The sequence below is a fragment of the Noviherbaspirillum denitrificans genome, from assembly GCF_002211445.1.
GTDB lineage: Bacteria > Pseudomonadota > Gammaproteobacteria > Burkholderiales > Burkholderiaceae_D > Noviherbaspirillum > Noviherbaspirillum denitrificans.
Genome location: NZ_LSTO01000010.1, coordinates 1 through 22,898, shown reverse-complemented (window position 1 = coordinate 22,898; position 22,898 = coordinate 1). Strand labels below are relative to the sequence as shown.

At 60.5% G+C, this 22,898-nt stretch carries 21 protein-coding genes; 16 read left to right on the top strand and 5 right to left on the bottom strand.

Going from position 1 to position 22,898, the window contains the following annotated elements; translation table 11 throughout:
• Positions 1-951, top strand: a 951-nt coding sequence (gshA, locus tag AYR66_RS26450; RefSeq protein WP_088710523.1) for a glutamate--cysteine ligase, incomplete at its 5' end; no start/stop codon positions are given.
• Between the two features lie 18 nt (positions 952-969).
• On the opposite strand, the gene hpaR is transcribed toward gshA, so the two are convergent.
• Positions 970-1,485, bottom strand: a complete 516-nt coding sequence (gene hpaR / locus AYR66_RS26445) for a homoprotocatechuate degradation operon regulator HpaR (RefSeq protein ID WP_088710522.1) — start codon at positions 1,483-1,485, stop codon at positions 970-972.
• A gap of 100 nt (positions 1,486-1,585) precedes the next feature.
• On the opposite strand from hpaR, the gene AYR66_RS26440 reads away from it, so the two are divergent.
• Positions 1,586-2,536, top strand: a complete 951-nt coding sequence (locus tag AYR66_RS26440) for a bestrophin family protein (RefSeq protein ID WP_088710525.1) — start codon at positions 1,586-1,588, stop codon at positions 2,534-2,536.
• Positions 2,537-2,560: 24 nt separating this feature from the next.
• Positions 2,561-4,066: a succinate CoA transferase gene (locus AYR66_RS26435; RefSeq protein WP_088710521.1), complete on the top strand. Its 1,506-nt coding sequence runs from the start codon at positions 2,561-2,563 to the stop codon at positions 4,064-4,066.
• A 42-nt stretch (positions 4,067-4,108) separates the two neighbouring features.
• Here AYR66_RS26435 and AYR66_RS26430 read toward each other — a convergent pair whose 3' ends face one another.
• Positions 4,109-4,348: a DUF3072 domain-containing protein gene (locus AYR66_RS26430; protein ID WP_088710520.1), complete on the bottom strand. Its 240-nt coding sequence runs from the start codon at positions 4,346-4,348 to the stop codon at positions 4,109-4,111.
• 469 nt (positions 4,349-4,817) lie between these two features.
• Here AYR66_RS26430 and AYR66_RS30505 point away from each other — a divergent pair, with 469 nt between their 5' ends.
• From AYR66_RS30505 to AYR66_RS26410, 4 genes are all read left to right on the top strand, one after another.
• Positions 4,818-6,539 carry a methyl-accepting chemotaxis protein gene (locus AYR66_RS30505; RefSeq protein WP_088710519.1) on the top strand — a complete coding sequence of 574 codons (1,722 nt, stop codon included), beginning with the start codon at positions 4,818-4,820 and terminating at the stop codon, positions 6,537-6,539.
• Between the two features lie 153 nt (positions 6,540-6,692).
• Positions 6,693-9,443, top strand: coding sequence for a bifunctional diguanylate cyclase/phosphodiesterase (locus tag AYR66_RS26420; RefSeq protein WP_141104338.1), 2,751 nt, complete (start codon positions 6,693-6,695; stop codon positions 9,441-9,443).
• A gap of 92 nt (positions 9,444-9,535) precedes the next feature.
• Positions 9,536-10,012: a YaiI/YqxD family protein gene (locus AYR66_RS26415; protein WP_088710517.1), complete on the top strand. Its 477-nt coding sequence runs from the start codon at positions 9,536-9,538 to the stop codon at positions 10,010-10,012.
• A 7-nt stretch (positions 10,013-10,019) separates the two neighbouring features.
• A complete protein-coding gene (locus AYR66_RS26410) occupies positions 10,020-11,087 on the top strand; it encodes an alpha/beta hydrolase family protein (protein WP_234815096.1) in 1,068 nt (355 codons plus the stop codon).
• A gap of 7 nt (positions 11,088-11,094) precedes the next feature.
• Here the strand turns inward: AYR66_RS26410 and AYR66_RS29120 are convergent, their stop codons facing one another.
• From AYR66_RS29120 to AYR66_RS26400, 3 genes are read right to left on the bottom strand one after another with little or no spacing between them, the layout of a single operon-like run.
• Positions 11,095-11,271: a hypothetical protein gene (locus AYR66_RS29120; RefSeq protein WP_170942383.1), complete on the bottom strand. Its 177-nt coding sequence runs from the start codon at positions 11,269-11,271 to the stop codon at positions 11,095-11,097.
• The gene (locus AYR66_RS26405; protein WP_088710516.1) at positions 11,265-11,966 is read right to left on the bottom strand and encodes an SDR family NAD(P)-dependent oxidoreductase; all 702 of its coding nucleotides are present in this window, start codon (positions 11,964-11,966) and stop codon (positions 11,265-11,267) included. Before AYR66_RS26405 ends, AYR66_RS29120 begins: the two co-directional genes overlap by 7 nt.
• Positions 11,967-11,994: 28 nt before the next feature.
• Positions 11,995-12,603 (bottom strand): 2-hydroxychromene-2-carboxylate isomerase, encoded by a 609-nt coding sequence (locus AYR66_RS26400; RefSeq protein WP_170942382.1) that lies wholly within the window; start codon positions 12,601-12,603, stop codon positions 11,995-11,997.
• Between the two features lie 283 nt (positions 12,604-12,886).
• On the opposite strand from AYR66_RS26400, the gene AYR66_RS26395 reads away from it, so the two are divergent.
• The 9 genes from AYR66_RS26395 to AYR66_RS26355 all read left to right on the top strand — a co-directional run.
• Positions 12,887-13,627 (top strand): SDR family oxidoreductase, encoded by a 741-nt coding sequence (locus AYR66_RS26395; protein ID WP_088710514.1) that lies wholly within the window; start codon positions 12,887-12,889, stop codon positions 13,625-13,627.
• A gap of 44 nt (positions 13,628-13,671) precedes the next feature.
• A complete protein-coding gene (locus AYR66_RS26390) occupies positions 13,672-14,265 on the top strand; it encodes a 2-hydroxychromene-2-carboxylate isomerase (protein ID WP_088710513.1) in 594 nt (197 codons plus the stop codon).
• Between the two features lie 58 nt (positions 14,266-14,323).
• Positions 14,324-15,961 carry an AMP-binding protein gene (locus tag AYR66_RS26385; protein ID WP_088710512.1) on the top strand — a complete coding sequence of 546 codons (1,638 nt, stop codon included), beginning with the start codon at positions 14,324-14,326 and terminating at the stop codon, positions 15,959-15,961.
• A 24-nt stretch (positions 15,962-15,985) separates the two neighbouring features.
• Positions 15,986-17,773: an acyl-CoA dehydrogenase C-terminal domain-containing protein gene (locus tag AYR66_RS26380; RefSeq protein WP_088710511.1), complete on the top strand. Its 1,788-nt coding sequence runs from the start codon at positions 15,986-15,988 to the stop codon at positions 17,771-17,773.
• Positions 17,774-17,846: 73 nt separating this feature from the next.
• Positions 17,847-19,082 (top strand): branched-chain amino acid ABC transporter substrate-binding protein, encoded by a 1,236-nt coding sequence (locus AYR66_RS26375; RefSeq protein WP_170942381.1) that lies wholly within the window; start codon positions 17,847-17,849, stop codon positions 19,080-19,082.
• Between the two features lie 131 nt (positions 19,083-19,213).
• Positions 19,214-20,401 carry a branched-chain amino acid ABC transporter substrate-binding protein gene (locus tag AYR66_RS26370; RefSeq protein ID WP_420093146.1) on the top strand — a complete coding sequence of 396 codons (1,188 nt, stop codon included), beginning with the start codon at positions 19,214-19,216 and terminating at the stop codon, positions 20,399-20,401.
• A 41-nt stretch (positions 20,402-20,442) separates the two neighbouring features.
• Complete coding sequence (locus AYR66_RS26365) at positions 20,443-21,390, top strand: branched-chain amino acid ABC transporter permease (protein ID WP_088710508.1); 948 nt, start codon at positions 20,443-20,445, stop codon at positions 21,388-21,390.
• Between the two features lie 14 nt (positions 21,391-21,404).
• Positions 21,405-22,694, top strand: coding sequence for a branched-chain amino acid ABC transporter permease (locus tag AYR66_RS26360; RefSeq protein ID WP_420093145.1), 1,290 nt, complete (start codon positions 21,405-21,407; stop codon positions 22,692-22,694).
• A partial coding sequence (locus tag AYR66_RS26355) for an ATP-binding cassette domain-containing protein (protein ID WP_141104280.1) occupies positions 22,691-22,898 on the top strand: 208 nt, incomplete at its 3' end. The genes AYR66_RS26360 and AYR66_RS26355, both read left to right, overlap by 4 nt.

Below are 22,898 nucleotides of genomic sequence, written 5' to 3'. Positions count from 1 at the left end.
ACCCGCAACACCTTCTATCTGCAGAACGTCGCGCGCCTGATCCAGATCTTCCGCCAGACCGGCCTGAATGTACGGCTCGGCTCGCTGTCCGACGACGTCAAGGAACCGACCAACATCGACCTGCCGGACGGCACGACGCTGACGCTGGAACCGCTGGAACGCTCCGCCAACGGCCGCCGCCTCGGCCTGAAGAATTTCGATCCCTGCACCATCCTGCTCAACAACGACCTGTCGTCGGGCATCCCCAAGGTGCTCGAAGGCTTGCACGAGCAGAACCTGCTGCCGCCGCTGCACGCCGGCTGGGCGGTGCGACGCAAGACCAACCACTTCGCCGCTTACGACGAGGTGGTGAAGAAATTCGCCAAGCTGGTCGATGTCGACCCGTGGATGCTCAATCCGTATTTCGCCAAGTGTGGCGAGATCAACTTCCAGGAGCGCACCGGCGAGGAATGCCTGGCGGCCAACGTCGATTCGCTGCTGGCGAAGATCCGCAAGAAGTACAAGGAATACGGGATCGAGGAAAAGCCTTTCGTCATCGTCAAGGCCGATGCCGGCACCTATGGCATGGGCATCATGACCGTGAGGGATGCGAGCGAGGTGAAGGACCTCAATCGCAAGCAACGCAACAAGATGTCGGTGGTGAAAGAGGGCCTCGAGGTTTCCGAAGTGATCATCCAGGAAGGCGTGCACACCATCGAGCACATCAACGACGCGGTGGCCGAGCCGGTGGTGTACATGATCGACCGCTACGTGGTGGGAAGCTTCTATCGCGTGAATACCTTGCGCGGCATCGACGAGAACCTGAACGCGCCCGGCGCGCATTTCGTGCCGCTGGCCTTTGCGGACCGGAATACGCCGATGAACCGCTTCTACAAGTACGGCGTAGTCGCACGGCTGGCCTTGCTGGCGGCAGCGGTCGAGCTCGAGGTGACTGGGCCGCCTGCCGTGTAATTACAAGAGGTGGCGTGGCTATCGCCTGCCGCCTTTACGCGGCTCCGCCTTTGCGCGCGCAGGCAAGTCCGCCTGTGGCGACCGCTTGCTGTCCGCATCAAGAAAGTCTTCCAGCGCCTTGAACAAGTCGTCGAACACGCGCTTGCCGTAGGCGGATTCGATCTGCAGGTATTGGGCGTCGATCAGCGGCGCCATTTCAGTGAGAAGCTGATCACCCTTCGGCGCGAGCCGCACGATGACGCGGCGTTGATCTTCCGCCATCCGCGCGCGATGGACCAGTCCGGTTTCCTCCATCCGCGCAAGCACCCCGGCCATGCTCGGGCTGAGGATCTGGCACATTTCGCACAGCTCCCAAGGCTCAAGCTGTCCGTGCTCATCAAGCACCCGCAGGATGCGCCATTGCTGTTCGGTCAGGCCGAATTGGTTGAGGATCGGCCGGAAATGCGACATCAGGCGGTCGCGCGCCTTGAGCAGGAGTTGCGGCAGATTGCGGTAGGCAATCCGGTTCTTTTTGCGGTTGTCGGCGTTTTCCATGTGCCGATTATATCTTCTTGACTCACTAACATATTAGTGTTTTAATCGTTAACATGTTAGTGAAACTTGTATGGCCGCCGTGTTGCCCGCGGCGAAGCGCATGATAGTCAGGGATCGTCCTTCGGCACTCAGGCTGTTCCTGCTGCTGCGCGGGTCCGTCCTGCCGACGATCCTGCCGTCACTGACCCTCAACATGTTTGTTGCGACCCTGGTGACCATCAGCCATGGCGACCTGTTCAGGCTGAAAATCACGCTGACGCCGATTCCGTTCAGCCTCATCGGCCTGGCGCTCGCAATCTTCCTCGGATTTCGCAACAACGCCGCGTATGACCGCTACTGGGAAGCACGCAAACTCTGGGGCGAACTTGTGCACCGAAGCCGCAGCCTGGCGCGGCAATGCCAAACCCTGATCGCGCTTCCGGAAGACCTTCCGGTACGCACGGACCTGCAAGATGTGCGGACACGCATCGTTCATCGCGCGATCGCATTTGCATACGCATTGAAACATCAGTTGCGCGACACCAGTACGGCGGATGCGGAAGCGGAACTGCGTCCGCACCTGCTGCAATCCGAGCTGGAACAGGTGTCAAGCAAATACAACCGGCCGGACTTCCTGCTGCTGCGCATGGGCAAGGACCTGCAGGCCTGCGTGCAGGCCGGACGTATCGATCCCTGCCTTGCCGCAACCGTCGACGACACACTTTCCGCAATGGCCGCCGCTGCCGCCGCCTGCGAACGCATCAAGGGCACGCCGATTCCGTTCTCATACACGCTGCTGCTGCACCGGACAGCCTACCTCTACTGCTTCCTGCTGCCGTTCGGCCTGGTTGACTCGATCGGATTCATGACGCCGTTCGTGGTGGGCATCGTGGCCTACACCTTTTTCGGACTGGATGCGCTGGGTGACGAGATCGAGGAACCGTTCGGGACCGAAGCGAACGACCTGCCGCTCGATGCCATTTGCCGCACCATCGAGATCAACATGCGCGAATCGCTGGGAGAGACGAATCTCCCGCAGCCGCTGACACCGGTCAATTACTGTCTTTCGTAACTGGAGTGGAGAAGGGGAACAACGATGCACGAATCATATCGCGATCGCATCCGCATGCCGTCGCTGCTGACACGCGTTACCACGGCGACAGCGGCAGCAGAGTGGATCCGGGATGGCATGACGGTTGGGATGAGCGGCTTCACGCGCGCGGGCGACGCCAAGGTGGTGCCGATGGCCCTGGCCGAGCGTGCACGCAGCGAACAGCTGAAGATCACGCTGATGACAGGCGCCTCGCTCGGCAGTGACGTCGACAAGACCTTGACCGAAGCCGGCGTGCTGGCGCGCCGCATTCCATTCCAGGCGGATGCGACACTGCGCAGCGCCATCAACCGCGGCGAGGTGATGTATATCGACCATCATCTGTCGGAGACGGTCGAACTGCTGCGCACACAACAGATTGCCCCGATCGACATTGCCATCATCGAAGCCGCCGCGATCACGGAAACCGGTGCGCTCATCCCGACCACGTCGGTCGGCAACAGCGCCAGCTTTGCGATCCTGGCCGACAAGGTGATCGTCGAAATCAACCTGACCCAATCGCCCGACCTGGAAGGCCTGCACGACATCTTCATTCCCAAACGCCGGCCCCTGCGCGAACCGATTCCCATCATGACCGCACGTGACCGCGTGGGCGGCCATGCGATCGAAATCCCGCCGGAAAAGATCGTCGCCATCGTGGTGACAGAAAAGAGCGACAGCTCCTCCACCATCCTGCCGCCCGATGGCGAGACTGCAGCCATCGCCGGGCATCTGGTCGAGTTCTTCCGGCACGAGGTCAACGCGGGACGCCTGACCGAAAAGCTGCTGCCGCTGCAGGCAGGCATCGGCACCATCGCCAATGCGGTGATGAGCGGCTTCATCGACAGCCCGTTCTCCGGGCTCACCATGTACTCGGAAGTTCTGCAGGACTCGACCTTCGAGTTGTTCGACGCCGGCAAGCTCGACTTCGCATCCGGTTCGTCCATCACGCTGTCGCCGCAGAAGAGCAGGGAAGTGTTCGGCGATATCGGCCGCTACAAGGATCGCCTCGTATTGCGTCCGCAAGAAGTGAGCAACCATCCTGAAGTAATCCGGCGGCTCGGTATCATTGCGCTCAATACCGCGCTCGAGGCCGACATCTATGGCAACGTCAATTCGACACATGTGCAGGGAACGCACATGATGAACGGCATCGGCGGGTCCGGCGATTTCGCGCGCAATGCCTATCTATCGATCTTTGCCACCAAGTCGCTCGCCAAGGACGGCAGGATATCGAGCATTGTGCCGATGGTCTCGCACGTAGACCACACCGAGCACGATGTCGATATCCTCGTGACCGAAATCGGCCTGGCCGACCTGCGCGGCCTGGCGCCGCGCGAACGTGCCGAGGTCATCATCGGCAATTGCGTGGCCGAGCCCTACCGGCAGATGCTGCGCGATTACGTTGCCGAGGCAAGCAGGCGCGGCGGGCATACGCCGCATCTCCTCGAACAAGCGTTTTCATGGCATACGCGGTATCGGCTCACCGGGTCGATGCTGCCGGCGGCCTAGCAGGGCTGCGCACGCCGTGTAGGGAAGGCAGCCTCCGAGACATCAGTGCCGGTTCGGCGACCCGTTGCCTTCCCCGCGGCCCGTCTGCTGCTGGAGCGCATCGATGCGTTCCGATGCCTCCGCCTTCGTCAGATTTTCATCCATGGATTCGCCGGCTTCTTCGGACAAGGTCTTGAGATACGAGCGCTGCGCACCTGTCATCGGTTCTTCGCCAGTGGTCCAGTCCTTCGGATCCTTGACCATGTTGCTGTGAGGCGCATTCGCCTGGGTTCGTTTATCCATTGCAATCACCTTTGCACAAAAATACGGGTACAGGAAAGACTGTGTATTTATCCAGTTGTTCCCGCAGGATGAAAAACAGGGCGATTGTCGAGGCGCATTGCCTTGCGAATGATCAAAGGCAATATTTCGTTATGCATCAATGACTTGTGGAAATGCTGGCGATTTATCCACAGCCTTTCCCACAGTTTTTGTGGGTAACTGTGCCTGGTTGCCGCCGCGATGGCATTTGCTCCTCGATCCCCGCGTGCTGCAGGGACCGGTCTGCCAGTTCCGGCGGATCGGCTTTGTAAACAAGACACTGTCAAAGAAGCAAGGGTCGCAAGCAATCGCTGCATGCTTGGCGATTTGGTAAGAGCTGTTGGAAATACATAACGATGGCGTTATCTGAGTAGGGTCTTTGTTGCGGCCGAGCATCTATCGGCGCAATATTGATGCGAATCAATTTTGTTGCGCATCAGGAGACAGTGTCATGGAAGTTCGCAGTATGAAAGTCGGGACACGTCTCGCACTCAGTTTCGGCAGCATCTGCTTGCTGCTAGGCGTCATCCTCGTTGTCGGCACCAGCAAGCTGTCCACGCTGAATGACGGCACATCGTCCATCATCAATGACCGCTGGCCGAAAATCGCCCTGTCGAACCAGATCCTGACCCAGACCGACAGGATTGCCATTGCCTTGCGCAACATGATGCTCAACGAGAGCAAGGCGGACCGGCAGAAGCAGGTCGACGACATCCTCGATGCGCGCAAGATCATCGCCGCCAATTTCGAACAGCTGGAAAAGGTTGTCAATCTTCCACGCGGTAAAGAGCTGCTGCGGCAGGCGCAGGATTCACGCGCAAAATATCTCGCCGGACAGGATAAACTGATTGCCCTGGTCAATGAAGACAAGGTGCCGGAATCAAAAGCCTATCTGGCTGACGAACTGCGTCCGGTACTGAAGTCATACAAGGATGCGCTCAACGGCTTGATTGTGTTTCAGGTGGAGTTGATTGAAGCATCCGGCAAGTCGGCAATGGACACGTATTCCGTGTCGCGCAACCTGATGATCGGGATAGGCGCGCTGGCCGTTCTGCTGGCATCGGTGATCGGCGTGCTGATCACGCGCAGCCTGTTGAAGCAGCTCGGCGGAGAGCCGGAATATGCGGCATCGGTTGCTACCCGTATCGCTGCCGGCGACCTCGCGGTGGAAGTCGAGGTGCGGCCCAACGATCACTCGAGCATGCTGCATGCAATGCGCTCGATGCGCGATAACCTGGGCAACATCGTCACGCAGGTTCGGCAGGGCACGGAAACCATCGCGACCGCGTCCAGCGAGATCGCCGCCGGCAGCCTCGACCTGTCGTCCCGCACCGAGCAGCAGGCCAGCTCGCTGGAGGAAACCGCATCATCGATGGAAGAACTGACTTCGACCGTGAAGCAGAATGCCGACAATGCGCGCCAGGCCAACCAGCTGGCACAGTCAGCTTCCGAGGTGGCGATCAAGGGCGGCTCCGTGGTATCGCAGGTTGTCGACACGATGGGTTCGATCAATGAGTCCTCCCGCAAGATTGTCGACATCATCGGCGTGATCGATGGCATTGCATTCCAGACCAATATCCTGGCTTTGAATGCGGCGGTTGAAGCGGCGCGCGCGGGCGAGGAGGGCAGGGGCTTTGCGGTGGTCGCCGCCGAAGTCCGCAACCTGGCGCAGCGTTCGGCCGCCGCGGCAAAGGAAATCAAGGAACTGATCCAGGATTCGGTGGAAAAAGTCGAGAGCGGGTCCAGGCTGGTCGACCAGGCCGGATCGACGATGCAGGAGATCGTCGACAGTATCAGGCACGTCACCGACATCATGGGCGAGATCACCGCTGCCAGCCAGGAGCAGACGGCTGGCATCGAGCAGATCAACCAGGCGATTACGCAGATGGACCAGGTGACCCAGCAGAACGCAGCACTGGTGGAGGAGGCCGCCGCCGCATCGGAAGCGATGCAGGACCAGGCTGGTCAACTGGTGCAGGTGGTCAGCACCTTCAGGCTGGGCGGTCAGCACGCGGCACCAGCATCCGCGCCTCGCGTGACCCGCACACAGCCGGCCAGGATACAGCCGCCAAAACCGAAGGAACGGCAGCTGCCCATCAAGGCTGCCGCGCCACCGGCAACCAGGCGCGCAGGATTGGCGACAACCGGTACAGACGACTGGGAGGAGTTCTAACACCCGCTGACTTCACATGTTGACTGGGCGATGAGGTAGACAACAACGGCGGCACTGTGCGTGGCGGTTCGCAAGCACAGGAACAAATAGACCGCCTGACCATTGCACCGTCGTTTCGGCGACGGCATTTCAACTTCACCGTGAATTTCGCCCGTGCCCTATAGCTGGTCCATCCGCCGTCATTTGTATGCGCTCGTGCTTGCCGTCGTCGTACCAATGGCGGTATTGCTGGCCTATTCCATACAGTCGAACGTCCGCAGTCATCTTGATGACGCCAGTTCGATCACGTTGAGACTTGCGCAAATTTCCGCTGCGGACGCGCAGCGCTTTGTCCATGATGCAGGACAGGTGCTGGCCGGCCTCGCCAGGCGGCCAAAAGTCCGCGCGCTCGATCCAGCCAATTGCGACGCCATACTGCAAGACTTCAAGGAATTTTTCCCGCAGTTCGCCAACATTGCCATTGCCGACAAATCCGGCGATGTCGTCTGTTCGGCGCTGACACTGCGTACAGGCAAGCGTGCATCCGTCGCGGGTACAACCTGGTTGCGCCAGGTGGAGAAGGCCAATGCCTATGTTGCCGGGTATCCGCACATCGGCCCCGTCAGCGGCAAATGGGTTTCCGTCCTTGCCTATCCCATCCGGGATGAACAGGGACGCTTCTCCGGTGTGATCGGATTCCCGATCGACCTCGCGCAGTATCGTCCGCTGCAGGCAAACGTCGAGCTTCCCAAGGGAACAATCATTCGCATGATTACCGGCGACGGAACGATCATAGCCAGTTCCGAAGATTCGAAAGCCTGGCTTGGCCGCAAGCTGGATGACGCCGAGCTTGTCGCCCGTATCCGCGAAGGGAAGCAAGGCCGGACGTGGACAGGCAGCGGGCTTGACGGCACGGTGTACGGCTATGCGGCGGTCGGCGGCACGGACTGGTATGTGGTCAGCAGCGTCCCCGCCGCCACCATACTGGAAGGTGTACTTGCCCTTGCCAGCAAGAACAGTGCGCTGCTTCTGCTGCTCGCAATGATCACAGGCTTTGCGGCCTACCAGATAGGACGCCGGATCGTCAGCCCGATCATCGACATTGCCGGTACGGCAAAAGCGGTCGCGACCGGGCAACTTGACAGGCGCGCGCCAGTCGTCGGACCGAGGGAAATCAAGGACGTGGCCGAGCAGTTCAACACCATGCTCACCGTGCGGCAACGCACCGAAGAAAAATATCGCAACCTCCTGGAGTCGGCGACGGATGCCATCGTGATCGTCAATGCACAGGGATGCATCATCTTCGCGAACGGACAAGCTGAAAGCATGTTCGGCTTCGTGCACGGAGAATTGGTCGGCCAGCCGATCGAAGTGCTGGTGCCGCCGGCACTTCGCAACGCGCACATGGCAAAGGTCGCGCGTTTTGTCGCCGAGCCGCAATCACGACAAATGGCGGCGGGAACGGAACTGCGGGCGAGCCGGAAGGACGGGAAGGAGTTCCCGGTCGAGATCACACTCAGCCCATTGATGACCGATGAGGGATTGATCATCTCCGCAATCATCCGCGATATCAGCGAGCGCAAGCGCTACGAGGAGCGGCTGGTGTACCTCGCGCAATTCGATGCGCTGACCGGCCTGCCGAACCGAAATCTGTTGCGGGACCGGTTGGAGCAGGCGTTAAGCCGTGCCGTTCGCGACGAAAAAAAGGTAGTGATCATCCTGATCGACGTCGACCGGTTCCAGGAACTGAATGACACGCTCGGTCACAGGGCCGGAGACGCGCTGTTGAAAATGATCGGCGAACGCCTGTTGGCGGCATTGCCCGAGACAGCGACCGTTGCGCGTCCCGGCGGCGACGAATTCATCGTCATGGAAAAGGTCCATGCCGAGGCGGAAATCCTGTTGATGGGCGAAACGATACAGGAAGCTTTCACCACGCCGTTTCACCTCGAAGACCGGGACGTCTTCCTTTCCATCAGCATTGGCATTTCGGTTTATCCAGACGACGGCGGAGATGCCGACACCTTGCTCAAGAACGTCGACTTCGCGATGTACCAGGCCAAGCATGACGGACGCAATACGTTCCGATTCTATGCCCCGGAAATGGACAAACGGGCCAGCGAGCGCCTCTTGATCGAAAACCATCTCCGGCGCGCACTGTCGCGGAACGAACTGCTGCTCCACTACCAACCCAAAGTGGATAGCCGGAGCGGGCGCGTGCTGGGAGTAGAGGCGCTTGCCCGCTGGGAGAATCCCGAACTTGGCCTGGTTTCACCCACGCGATTCATTCCCGTGGCGGAAGAGACCGGACTGATCGAAAGCATCGGAGACTGGATCTTGCGGACCGCTTGTGCGCAAAACAAGCAATGGCAGGACGAGGGCATTCCGCCGATCGTCGTCGCCGTCAACATCTCGGCCACCCAGTTCCGCCGAAACGACCTGGTCAGGACGGTGTGCGCCGCACTCGAGGCCACCGGCCTCGCTCCCCAATGGCTTGAGCTGGAGATCACCGAAAGCATGCTGATGCAACGCCCGGAACATGCCGAAGCCATCTTGCGCCAGCTGGCGGCAATGGGCGTCGGCATCGCATTGGACGACTTCGGCACAGGCTATTCCAGCCTGGCTTACCTCAAGCGCTTCCCGGTACGCAACCTCAAGATCGACCGATCGTTTGTGCAGGAAATCCATACTGCTCCGAGCGATGCGGCGATCGTACGGGCCGTCGTGTCGCTGGCAAAAAGCATGGACCTGGACCTGGTCGCCGAGGGCGTCGAAGTGCGAGAGCAACTGGATTGCCTGGCTTCACTGGATTGCCATGTCTATCAGGGTTACTACTTCAGCAAGCCGGTTCCCGCCGCTTTGTGTGCGTCCCTGTTAAGGCAATCCATGCCGGTGGCGGCAGGGAGCGATTCTCAGCCGGCTTGAGAGACACGAAGGCGCCCGTCGATCCGGTGCTGCGCATCGGCACGGCCACTGCCGTTACAATGCGTCATCCTGCTCATTCTTTTCGATCTGTCATGCACATCTGGGTCGACGCCGACGCCTGCCCTGCCGTCATCAAGGACATTCTGTTTCGGGTGGCCGAACGCCTGCAGCTCAACGTCACGCTGATTGCCAACCGCCTGATCCGTGTACCGGGCTCGCGCTTCATTCGCGCGCTCCAGGTCCCGGCCGGGGCGGATGCGGCCGACGCCGAAATCGTTGCACGCGTCAGCGCCGGCGATATCGTCGTGACCGGAGACATTCCTCTGGCCGCCCTCGTGCTGGACAAGGGTGGCTTGCCGCTCAATCCGCGCGGCGAGTGGTACACCAAGGACACAATTGCCCAGCAACTGACGATGCGGGCATTCATGGAAGAGCTGCGCGGCAGCGGTGTCGACACTGGGGGACCGGCCGCATTCAGCCATGCCGACCGCCAGAATTTTGCCAATGCGCTCGACCGCGAACTCGCACGGCGCACGAATCGCGCTAATCCAGGGCCGGCGTCTACTTGAAAATCCAATGAACAAGTCGATACGGCCTAGGCTAGCAATTCTTTTCGGCTTCCTGTTTTCTTTTGTTGCCGGCTTTGCCCATGGAGAAGCGCCGGGCACGGGATTCATGCAACTGCCTCAGGCCGATGGCGGATCAGTGACAGTCTTCTATCCTTCGTCCGATGCGGAGAGCGTTGTTTCCCAGGGGCCCTTTCGTCTCTCGCTGGCTTCCCAGGGCACTCCGGTCAAGGGCAACGGACGCTTGATCATTATTTCGCACGGCTCCGGCGGTTCTCCCTGGGTGCACGCCGACCTTGCCCACGCCCTTGTACAGCGCGGTTTCACCGTCGCCTTGCCGCAGCATCACGGCGACAACTACCTTGATGCTTCCGAGCCAGGACCGGTCAGCTGGCGCAAAAGACCCCGCGAGGTCTCGATGGCCATCGATATCGTTTCCGGCTATCTCCCCCTTGCATCCAATGTTTCCCTTGACGCCGTAGGCGTGTTTGGCGGCTCTGCGGGCGGACATACCGCGCTCTCTCTGGCGGGCGGAAAATGGTCCGGCCAACGTTTCCGGGAACATTGCGACAAATACATCGCGCAGGATTTTTCCTCATGCGTCGGCTTTTTCACCCTTCTGGACGGTAGCTGGCTGGATGGAGTGAAGATGTGGTTTGCCAGGAAGGTGATCGATTTTCGATTTGCTGACGACACCGTCTATCAGCATGATGACGCGCGCATCAAGGCTGCCATAGCCATGGTTCCTTACGCTGCCGACTTCTTTCCAGAGTCGCTGGCCAGTCCCACTATCCCGCTAGGTCTGGTGATCGCTGACCAGGACGTCAACCAGGTACCGAAATTTCACGTCGAAGCGATCCTGGAAGCGTGTGCGCCACGCTGCGAGGTGGTGATGCGAATGCCGGACGCCGGACATGGAGCAATGCTTTCACCCCTGCCGCCCCTTGCACCGGGCAGCATCGGCAGCAGGCTGCTGGGCGATCCGCCGGCGTTCAGTCGCTCCCAGGCAATTCCGGAATTGAATAGGCGTGTCGCCGACTTCTTCGTCCGGCATCTACTTGGCGCGGCGAAGGACTGATAGACAGTCAGTCTCCAGGCGCCAGCCCGGTTATCACCACGCATGCAGGATTCGCACGTTCATATAGTCTGATTGCTTCCTCCCGATCGGCGGCCATTACCGGCACGACGCCGGCAAGGCCGGCTTCCAGGTTCATCACGAGCAGTTCATGCTCTCTGGCTGGAGGCTGCTCCTGCGTCACCATGATTCGCCGTACGGACGGACCTCTGCATTGAAGGACCATGCCGAACGCTCCTGGTGGGCGAGATGCCAGACTTCTTCCGCGATTGCCGATGGCTTGATGAAGAAGTCATCCGGCTTCTCCGGGTAGCGCTCCCTTGTCCATGCGACGTCGATGACTGCATCGATGACGAGGTACGCGACGTGCACGCCTTTCGGCCCAAGGTCGCGCGCCATCGACTCGGCAAGGATGCGCTGCGCCGCCTTGGATGGCGCGAAACCGGCAAAACGCGGCTTGCCACGCTGCGCTGAGGTATTGCCGGTCACGATGATCGAGCCGTGCCCTGCGTCGATCATGCCCGGTGCGAGCGCGCGTGCCAGATGCAACAGGCCCATCGTGTTCACCTGGAAATTGTATTCGAGCACCTTCGGATCGATTTCAAGAAAGCCGCCGAAGGCGCCGCCGACGGCGTTGTGCACGACGACCTCGGGTGTGCCGAATTTTTCGCGGACGGTTTCCGCCGTTTTCGCAATCTGGGCAGCATCGGCCATGTCGCAGACAAAGCCGTACGTGTTCGGGATTTCCTTTTCGAGTGCCGACAGCCGCTCACCGTCACGAGCCAGCATGGCCACGGTGTAGCCGGATGCCGCGAAGCGGCGGACGATCGCCGCACCGGTACCGGGACCGACGCCGCTGATGAGGAGAAGAGGGTTTTTCATGGGTTCACCATTTCTTTCAAGATTGAATTCAAGCCGCTGCTGTTGAGGCGAGGCGCTCCGCGACGAAATCGAGCCGGTCGTTCCCGAAAAACATCTCGCCGTCGACGATGAAGGTGGGCGAACCGAACACGCCTTTTTCCGCGGCGGCGCGCGTGCCTTCGGCGAGGCGCACTTGCAGTTCCGGCGCATCGGCACGTTTCCAGACCGGCTCCGGGGAAATGCCTGCGTCCGCCAGGATGGCATTGCGCCCGCTCTCCGACGCCAGGTCGCGCGGCGTATGCCAGGCCGCATTGAAGATCGCCGTGTGGTACTGGTCGAACACGCCAAGGTCCTGGGCCGCGAGGGCGCCGCGAATCAGCAACCGCGCGTCGAACTTCCCGGACATGAGTGCGGGCCACAGGTCCTGGTTGCGCGCCAGGGGAATGCCATACCGCTTCGCCCAGCGCGCCGCGTCGAGTGCCGAGTAGCGTGCCTTGGGCGGGCATTCGGGTGACGGCCGGTTGTTGACCAGTTTCATGACATCCATGATGAAGACAGGCCGGTACACGATCTCCGCGCCGAGAGAAGGAAGGCGCGTATTCGCGAGGTAGGTATAGGGGCTGAGATAGTCGAAATAGAACTCGATGGTCGATGACATGGGGGCCTCAAAGGAACCGTCTGCGTGCTGTCCCGCCGCGGACATTTGTTGGTAGGAAACGATTACGATCTTCGCCTGGCCCGGCCGCCTCATAACCTAACGACCGTAAGCTTAAATCGAGTTTAGATAACGAAGGTTATCCTGTCAAGCGCGCCGTGCCTTGCACTTCTCCCTGCGATAACTATCAACACCAATCCCGTCTTTGCAAAAAATACTTGACCGTCCGTTCTTTTTTAAGATAACGTTCGTGACGCTAACGATCGTTATTTAAAAGGAGCGAGGCATGAGCAACGAACAGAATCAAAAGCAGGCGGCGCTGGTGATCGGCGCCGGCGATGCGACCGGCGGCGCAATCGCCAAACGCTTTGCAAAGGAAGGCATGATTGCGTGCGTCACCCGCCGCAGCGTCGACAAGCTGCAGCCGCTGGTCGACGAAATCCGTGCCGCCGGCGGCCAGGCCATCGGCTTCGGCTCGGATGCGCGCAAGGAAGAAGAAGTGATTGCGCTGGTTGACCAGATCGAGCGCGAGATTGCACCGATCGAAGTGATGGTGTTCAACATCGGCGCCAACGTGCCTTGCAGCATTCTTGAAGAGACCGCGCGCAAGTACTTCAAGATCTGGGAAATGGCTTGCTTCAGCGCCTTCCTGGTGGGCCGCGAAGTCGCCAAGCGCATGGTGGCGCGCAAGCGCGGCACCATCCTGTTCACCGGCGCTACCGCAGGCATGCGCGGCTCTGCCAACTTTGCCGCGTTTGCAGGCGCCAAATTCGCGCTGCGTGCACTCGCACAAAGCATGGCGCGCGAACTCGGGCCGCACAACATCCACGTCGCCCACGTCGTGGTCGACGGCGCCATCGATACCGCCTTCATCCGCGACAACTTCCCCGAACGTTATGCGCTGAAAGACCAGGACGGCGTCCTCAACCCGGACCATATCGCCGAAAACTACTGGTACCTCCACACACAGCCGCGCGATGCGTGGACCCACGAGCTCGACCTGCGCCCCTGGATTGAAAAGTGGTAACCCGCCATCGCACAAACCATCACGCCAACCCAGGAGCGACAACCATGAGCAAAAAACACATTGATTTCTATTTCGACTTCGGCAGTCCCACCTCATACCTCGCGTGGACCCAGTTGCCCGGCATCGCGAAAGAGGCAGGCGTCGAACTGCGCCTGCATCCTATCCTGCTGGGCGGCGTCTTCCAGGCCACCGGCAACCATTCGCCGGCGCAAGTGCCGCGCAAGGGCGCGTGGATGCAGCGCGACCTGGAACGCTATGCGGCCCGGTATGGCGTGCAGTTCGTCAACAACCCCTTCTTCCCGATCAACACCATGCACCTGATGCGCGGGGCCATCGGCTACCGCTTGCGCAAACCCGCTTCCTTCGACACCTACACCGCTGCCGTATACCGCGGCATGTGGGCCGACGGCCTGAACCTGGGCGACCAGGCGGTGCTGGCCGATGTGCTGCAACGCGCCGGCCTCGATCCGCAGGAATTCCTCGCGCTGATCCAGGATCCCGAGGTCAAGGAAAAGCTGCGTGCCGATACCGAAGCAGCGATCGAGCGCGGCCTGTTCGGTGCGCCAACCATGTTCGTCGACGACGAAATGTACTTCGGCCAGGATCGCCTCGACTTCGTCCGCGAAGCAGTGCAATAGGCGCCGCGGCGGCGTACTCGATCAAAAAAATATCCGCAAACCAGAATTGGAAGAGACCATGGAAAAAATCTGGCTGAAGGAATATGCGCCGGGAGTGCCGTCGGAAATCGACGTCAATGCGCATACCTCGATCATCGGGCTGATGGAAAAATGTACCGCGCAATACGGCCCACTGAATGCATTCGAATGTTCCGGCGTCAAGCTCACTTATTCACAGCTCGACGTCCTGACCCGCCACTTCGCGTCCTACCTGAGTAATACGCTCGGACTGGCCAGGGGTGACCGCGTTGCGATCATGCTGCCGAACCTGGTCCAATACCCGGTTGCCATGTTCGGCATCCTGCGCGCAGGCATGGTGGTGGTCAACGTCAACCCGCTCTATACCCCGCGTGAACTGGAGTACCAGTTGCAGGACAGCGGCGCGCGCGCCATCGTCCTGCTCGGAAACCTGTGCGACGCACACAAGGATGTGCTCGACCGCAACGGGCTCGAAGCGATCATCACGACAACGCTGGACGGCTCCGGCATTCTCCCGGAAAACCTCGATGAGCCAGGCAACAATGGCATCATGAGTTCCCGCAAGCTGACCTTGCCGGACGCTCTCGCGAAAGGGCGGAAGGCACCATTCACGCCGACCGTGCTCACCCACGGCGACAATGCCTTCCTCCAATACACCGGCGGCACGACCGGACTCTCCAAGGGAGCCGAACTCACGCATGGAAGCATCACCGCCAACCTGACGCAGCTCAGGGTCTGGGCAAGCGATGTGATCAGGGAAGGACAGGAATGCTTCATCACCATGATTCCGCTCTATCACATCATGGCGCTGACCGGATCCTGCCTGCTGTCGATCTGCTCAGGGGCGAACAATGTGCTGTTCACCAATCCCAAGGATATGGACGGCACCATTGCCGAGCTGAAGAAGCATCGCTTCTCCGTCATGCCCGGCGTGAATACGCTCTTCAACGGTCTCCTGAACCATCCTGCCATTGGCGAAGTGGACTTCAGCGGGTTGAAGCTGACGATCGGCGGCGGCGCATCGGTGCAGCAAGTCGTCGCCGAACGATGGAAGAAACTGACGGGCAACCATCTGACCGAAGTGTATGGCCTGACCGAAGCATCGCCGGGCGTCTCGTTTGCGCCGCTCGACAAGCCGCAATGGAACGGCACGATCGGTCTCCCCCTTCCGTCGACCCTCGTCTCCCTGCGCGACGACGACAACAAGGAAGTGCCGATCGGCTCCCCGGGCGAATTGTGCATCAAGGGGCCGCAGGTCATGCGGGGCTACTGGAACAAGCCGGCAGAAACCGCCAACGCCTTCACCCCGGACGGCTACCTCAGGACCGGCGACGTCGCCGTGATGAACGAGCGCGGCTACATCAGATTGGTCGACCGCAAGAAAGACATGATCCTGGTGTCCGGTTTCAACGTGTACCCGACCGAAATCGAATCGGTCGTCGCGATGCACGAAGGGATTTTCGAATGCGCGTGCATCGGCGTTCCCGATGAGCAGTCCGGCGAAGTGCCGAAGGTATACGCCGTCAGGAAAGACCAGGGACTGACAATCGGCGCGCTCCAGGAACACTGCAAGAAGCACCTGGCCGGCTACAAGGTGCCGCGGCACTTCGAGTTCATCGAGCAGCTGCCCAAGTCGAACGTCGGGAAGATCCTGCGCCGCGAATTGCGCAATTCCTGAGCAACCACATTCACTGGAAAAATCATGGGACAGTACCTTCCTCCTCTTCGCGACACCCAATTCGTCCTGCATGAGCTGCTGGACGCGGAACAAACCTTCCGCCAGCTGCCGCCGTATGCGGACCTGGACCGGCAAAGCATCGACCAGGTGATCGAGGCTGCCGGAAAATTCTCCAGCGACGTCCTCTTTCCCCTGAACCTCGTCGGCGACCGCGAGGGTTGTACCTTGCATGAAGACGGCGCGGTCAGCACGCCGAGCGGGTTCAAGGAAGCCTACGCGCAGTATGTCGACGCCGGCTGGCCCGCGCTGTCCTGCGACCCGAATTACGGCGGACAAGGATTGCCCTTGTCGGTGTACTTCGCCGAAAAGGAAATGCAGTGTGCCGCGAACCAGGCATGGGCCGGCTACGTCGGCTTGTCGCACGGCGCCTATGAATGCCTGCACGCATCCGCATCGGCCGAAATCAAAGCCGCCTACCTGCCCAAGCTCGCTTCCGGAGAGTGGACCGGCACAATGTGCCTGACTGAGCCGCACTGCGGCACCGACCTCGGCCTGCTCCGCACGAAGGCGGAACCGCAGGCGGACGGCTCATATGCCGTCACCGGCACGAAGATCTTCATCTCCGGCGGCGAACACGACATGACGGACAACATTGTCCATCTCGTGCTGGCCCGAATCGCCGGGGCGCCGCCGGGCGTCAAGGGAATTTCTCTCTTCGTCGTGCCCAAGTTCCTTCCCGATGCTAACGGCGAAAGCGGCGAACGCAACGGCGTCAGGTGCGGCTCCATCGAACACAAGATGGGCATCCACGGAAACTCCACTTGCGTGATGAATTTCGACGATGCGAAGGGCTGGCTGGTCGGCGAGCCGGGGAAGGGCCTCGCCGCGATGTTCGTGATGATGAATGCATCGCGGATCCTGATCGGCGTGCAATGCATTGGCCTCACCGACATCGCGTACCAGAACGCGGCGCTCTACGCGAAGGACCGCCTGCAGTCGCGCGCGCTTACTGGCCCTGCAGCGCCGGACAAGCCGGCCGATCCGATCATCGTGCACCCGGACGTGCGCCGCATGCTGCTGACGCAAAAGGCATACGCGGAAGGCGGCCGCGCGCTGGCCTACTGGCTGGCGCTGCACCTGGACCAGGAACAGACCCATCCGGACGCTGCGGTCCGTGCGCAGTCCGGCGAAATGGTGGCGTTGATGACCCCGGTGCTCAAGGCGTTCATGAGCGACAACGCGCTCGAAGCAACCAATCACGGAATGATGGTCCTCGGCGGCCACGGCTACATCCACGAGTGGGGCATGGAGCAGTTCGCGCGCGATGCCAGGATCAGTTCCATCTATGAGGGCACAAACACGATCCAGGCATTGGACCTGCTGAACCGGAAGGTGCTGAGCGATGGCGGAGGCAAGCTGAGGCGCTTCTGCCAGCTCGCTACGGCATTTGTGGAGGAGCAGCGGCGCGTGCCCGAAATGCAGGAGTTCATCACTCCGCTCATGGTGGCACTGGACAAGGTGTTGACCTTTACGGACGAAATCGCCGCCAGGGCGCAGCAGGACGCAGCGGAAATCGGTGCGGCATCGACGCATTACCTGCGCGTCGTCGGACATTTCGTCTTCGCCTATTTCTGGGCCCGCATGGCACGCGTCGCGCTGGACAAGGCGGATACCGGCGATCGCTTTTACGAAGCCAAGCTGGCCACCGCACGCTTCTATTTCGCCAAGCTGCTGCCTGAACTGGACTACCACCTCGCAGCCGCACGGGCCGGAGCGGCACCGCTGATGGAGCTGGACGAAGCGCTGTTCTGACCCGGCTGTTGTTCGATAAACAAAAAATGTGCGGCCATGCACCGCACATTCACTATCAAAAATGGAGAAGACTATGTACACGTATCTGAAGCAGGCGATTCTCATGCTATGTGCGGCCGTACTGTTCGCGGGTTCCGCCCACGCGCAAATCAAGGTCGCGGTGATCGAGCCGCTGACCGGCCCGTTCGCCAATGTCGGCGACTATGTGGTGAAGTCATTGCGTGAAATTGCCGATGAGACGAATGCGGCAGGCGGCCTGCTGGGCGGCCAGAAAGTGGAAATCCAGGCGTTCGACAGCAAGGGCAGCCCGCAGGAAGCGCTGTCGGCGCTCCAGGCCGCGATCGACCAGGGCGTTCGCTACGTGACGCAGGGCACCAGTTCCGCGATCGCCGGCGCACTTGTTGACGCGCTCAACAAGCACAATGACCGCAATCCCGACAAGGCTGTCCTGTTCCTCGACTTCGCGGCAATGGATCCGGACCTGACGAATGCCAAGTGCAGCTTCTGGCACTTCCGCTTCCTGCCGCACACCGACATGAAGATGGAGTCCCTCACCAACTACATGGCGATGGACAAGTCCATCAGCAAGGTCTACATCATCGGGCAAGACTACGCGCACGGCCACCAGGTCGCCAAGGCCGCCAGCACGATGCTTCCGAAGAAGCGGCCGGATATCAAGATCGTCGGCAACGAATTCCACCCGCTCGGCAAGGTCAAGGACTTTTCGCCCTACATTGCGAAGATCAAGGCTTCCGGCGCCGATACCGTCGTCTCCGGCAATCTCGGCAATGACCTGGTCCTGCTGGTCAAGGCCGCACGGGAAGCAGCGCTCAACGTCAAGTTCTACACCTACTTTGCCGGCCTTCTCGGAACGCCGACCGCCATGGGAGAAAGCGGCACGGACCACGTCTACCAGATCACGGAGTGGCACATGAATGCCAGCCCGAACAAGTACGAACAGTTCGCGCTCAAGTTCAAGAAGAAGCACGGCATCGAACCGTTCACCATGCAGCTGAACAAACAAATGCAGATGTTCTTCAAGGCTGTCGCGGATGCGAAGTCGGCCGACCCGGTCAAGGTCGCGCTGGCACTGGAAGACATGCGCATCAAGGATGGCACGGACGATCTCTGGATGCGGAAAGCCGATCACCAGCTGGTCGAACCCCTCCTGATTTCCGTCTTCACGAAGGCTGGAGCGGCAGGCGTGAAGTATGACGTCGAGAACACCGGATTCGGATTCAAAACCGTGGCGGCGATCGCGAAGCCCGATGTGCCGACATCGTGCGCAATGAAGCGGCCTGGGATGTGAAGTCCGGTCAACCATGAGCGCGGGTACTGCGCCCGCGTTATAAAAAAAGATACTCCAACAAGGAGGAGACACGCATGACCATTCAGTTCAAATCCACGATCGTCCGGCTTTCACTTGCGGCTGCATTCGCCATGCCTGGCGCGGCGAACGCGGACGTAGTCAAGATCGCATTCATCGATCCCTTGTCCGGTACGTTCGCACCGGTCGGACAAAACATGCTCAAGAGCTTCCAGTACATCGCCGAGAAGGCGAATGCGGAGAAGTGGGCGGGCGAGAACACCTTCGAGATCGTCGCCTTCGACAACAAGGGCAGTCCGATGGAGTCGCTGGCGGCATTGAAATCGGCGATCGACCAGGGCTATCGCTACGTGATGCAAGGCGCCGGTTCCGGCGCGGCGCTGGCGCTGGCCGAGGCCGTCAGCAAGCACAACGAGCGCAATCCGGGCAAGGAAGTCGTGTACATCAATTTCGCGGCGATCGACCCTGACATGACCAACAGCAAGTGCAGCTTCTGGCATTTCCGCTTCGACGCGAACTCCGACCAGAAGATGGAGGCGCTGACCTCGCATATCGAGAAGAATCCGAACGTCAAGAAGGTGTACATCATCGGCCAGAACTATGCGTTGGGCCACCAGGTGGCGCGCGCCGCGAAGGACTACCTGAAGCGCAAGCGCCCGGACATCCAGATCGTCGGCGACGACCTGCATCCGATCGGCCAGGTGAAGGATTTCTCGCCTTATGTGGCGAAGATGAAGGCGGCTGGCGCCGACACCGTCATCACCGGCAACTGGGGCGCCGACCTCGCGCTGCTGATCAAGGCGGCGAAGGATGCGAATTTCGACGCCAACTTCTATACCTACTACGGCAATTCCACAAATGTGCCCACTGCGATGGGCGCGTCCGGGATTGACCGTGTCAAGGTCGTCAGCATCTGGAATGCGAACAATGAAAAGTTCGCGGGTAAGGACATCGTTGATGGCTTCAAGAAGAAGTACAACGATGACTACTTGCTGGTCGCCTCCTACAGCAGCCTGTCCATGCTCGGCAAAGCGTTCAGGACCGCCAGGACCACGGATCCGGTCAAGGTGGCGTTTGCGATGGAAGGAATGAAGCTGGCCAGCCTGAATGGCGAGGTCGAAATGCGCAAGCAGGATCACCAGCTTCAGCAGCCGCTGTACATCGCCACCTGGACCAGGGTCAACGGCAAGGATGTGAAGATCGACCAGGAAAACACCGGCTACGGCTGGAAGACCGACGTCAAGCTCGACACTCATGTCGGCGTTCAGCCCACGTCGTGCCAGATGAAGCGGCCGTCCTGATCCCGTTCCGGGACGAGAATCATTTTTGAGAGAGACTACCCGTGGAGTTTACGTTAGTCACACTGCTGAACGGCCTGAGCTACGGGCTCCTGCTGTTCATGCTTTCCTCCGGCCTGACCCTCATCTTTTCGATGATGGGTGTGCTCAACTTCGCGCATGCGAGCTTTTACATGCTCGGTGCCTATTTCGCCTATGCGATCAGCATGAAGATCGGCTTCTGGCCGGCGCTGATCGTCGCGCCGCTGCTGGTGGGCGTGATCGGCGGCATCGTGGAGCGCTACGGCCTGCGTACCGTGCACAAGTACGGCCATATCCCCGAACTGCTGTTCACCTTCGGCCTGTCGTATGTGCTGGTGGAAATGGTGCAGCTGGTCTGGGGCCGCGCCGCGGTGCCGTACCCGATCCCGGCCGAACTGGACGGTCCGCTGTTCACCCTGTTCACGACGACCTTCCCGATGTACCGCGGCTTCATGATGCTGATTGCGGTGCTGATGCTGGTGTCGATCTTCCTGGTGCTGACCAAGACCCGCATCGGGCTGGTGATCCAGGCAGCGCTCACCCATCCTGACATGGTGGAAGCGCTTGGCCACAATGTGCCGCGCGTGTTCATGCTGGTGTTCGGCGGCGGCTGCGCGCTGGCCGGACTGGCAGGCGTGATCGGCGGCAATGCGTTCGTCACCGAGCCGGGCATGGCGGCTACCGTCGGCAGCATCATCTTCGTGGTGGTGGTGGTCGGCGGCATGGGGTCACTGGCCGGCGCGCTGCTCGCATCGCTGTTGATCGGCATCCTGCAAACCTTCGCGGTGGCGCTGGACCACTCGGTCGCCACGCTGTTCACCAGCTTCGGTGCCGTGATCACGCCGGACACCTTCGGCTATCCGGTCCTGAAACTGACCATTTCCCAAGTCGCACCGATCATGCCTTACCTGTTGCTGGTGCTGATCCTGATCTTCAGGCCGCGCGGCCTGATGGGTACAAGGGAGGGATAAACGAGATGACAACCATGACTGCAACAATGAAGCCGGCGAAGTTGCATGGCGGCCAGTGGCTGCTGTGGACGGCGTTCGCTGCCGTGCTGGTGCTTGCGCCCCTGGTGTTCAACAAGGGGGCGTCCCTCTCCATCCTGTCGCAAATGGGGACGCTGATGATCTTCGGCCTGTCCTACAACATGCTGCTGGGGCAGGGCGGGATGCTGTCCTTCGGCCATGCGGTTTACTCGGGCCTGGGCGCATTCTTCGCGATCCATGCGATGAACCTGGCATCGGCCGGCAAGGTCTGGATGCCGGTGTCGATGATCCCGCTGGTGGGCGGCCTTGCCGGTATGTTCTTCGGCATCCTGTTCGGCTATGTGACGACCAAGAAGTCGGGCATCACATTTTCGATGATCACACTGGGCATCGTCGAACTGGTGTATTCCTGCTCGCTGATGTTCCCCGGATTCTTCGGCGGCGAGGGCGGCATTTCGACAAACCGCGTGTATGGAGAAAGCTTCCTCGGCCTCAGCTTCGGTCCGCAGATCCAGGTGTATTACCTGATCGCATTCTGGCTGTTCATCAGCACGGTCGGCATGTTCGCGTTCACGCAGACGCCGCTGGGACGCATCATCAATGCAGTGCGCGACAACCCGGAGCGGGTCGAGTTCATCGGCTACGACACGCAATGGGCGCGTTACCTGACGCTGGTCTTGTCCGGTTTCTTCGCCGGCATTGCGGGCGGGCTGTCTGCGGTCAGCTTCGAAATCGTGACCGCCGAGAATGTCAGCGCGCATGCATCGGGGGCGATCCTGCTGTTCACCTTCATCGGCGGCGCAGGCCATTTCGCAGGGCCGATCATTGGATCGATCGTCGGCGTATTCCTGACCGTCATGCTATCCGACTTCACCAAGGCGTGGCAGCTGTACCTGGGCCTGTTTTTCATCGCCATCGTGATGTATGCGCCGGGCGGCATCCTCAGCGTGGTCATGCTGCAGCTGCGGGTCCTTGCCTATCGCAAATTCAGCAAGGTGGCGGCCCCGATGTCTGTATTGCTGCTGTCCGGGCTGACGGCGTTGACAGGAATAATCATCGTCATCGAGATGCTTTACCACCTCACCCTCGACGCCGCGAACGGCACTGTCGTCAAGGTGTTCGGCATAAGCACCGATGCGGCCCTCGCTGCGCCCTGGCTGGCCGGCGGCGCCTTGATCCTGTTCGGCGGCGGCATCTTCCTCGGTGTGCGCCCGTGGTTCATGCGGCGCTGGGGCGCGGTACACGCGGAAATCGTCGAGGAAGCGATGCGGAGGGCGGAAGCATGAACAACCTGTCCCTCGAACTGAAGGATGTGCGCAAGAGCTTCGGCAAGTCCGAGATCATCCGCGGCGCCAACCTGCAGGTACCCAAAGGCGAACGCTTCGCGATCATCGGCCCCAACGGCGCCGGCAAGTCGACGCTGTTCAACCTGATCTCGGGACGTTTCCCGGTGTCGTCCGGCGACATCCGCCTGAACGGCAACAGCATCC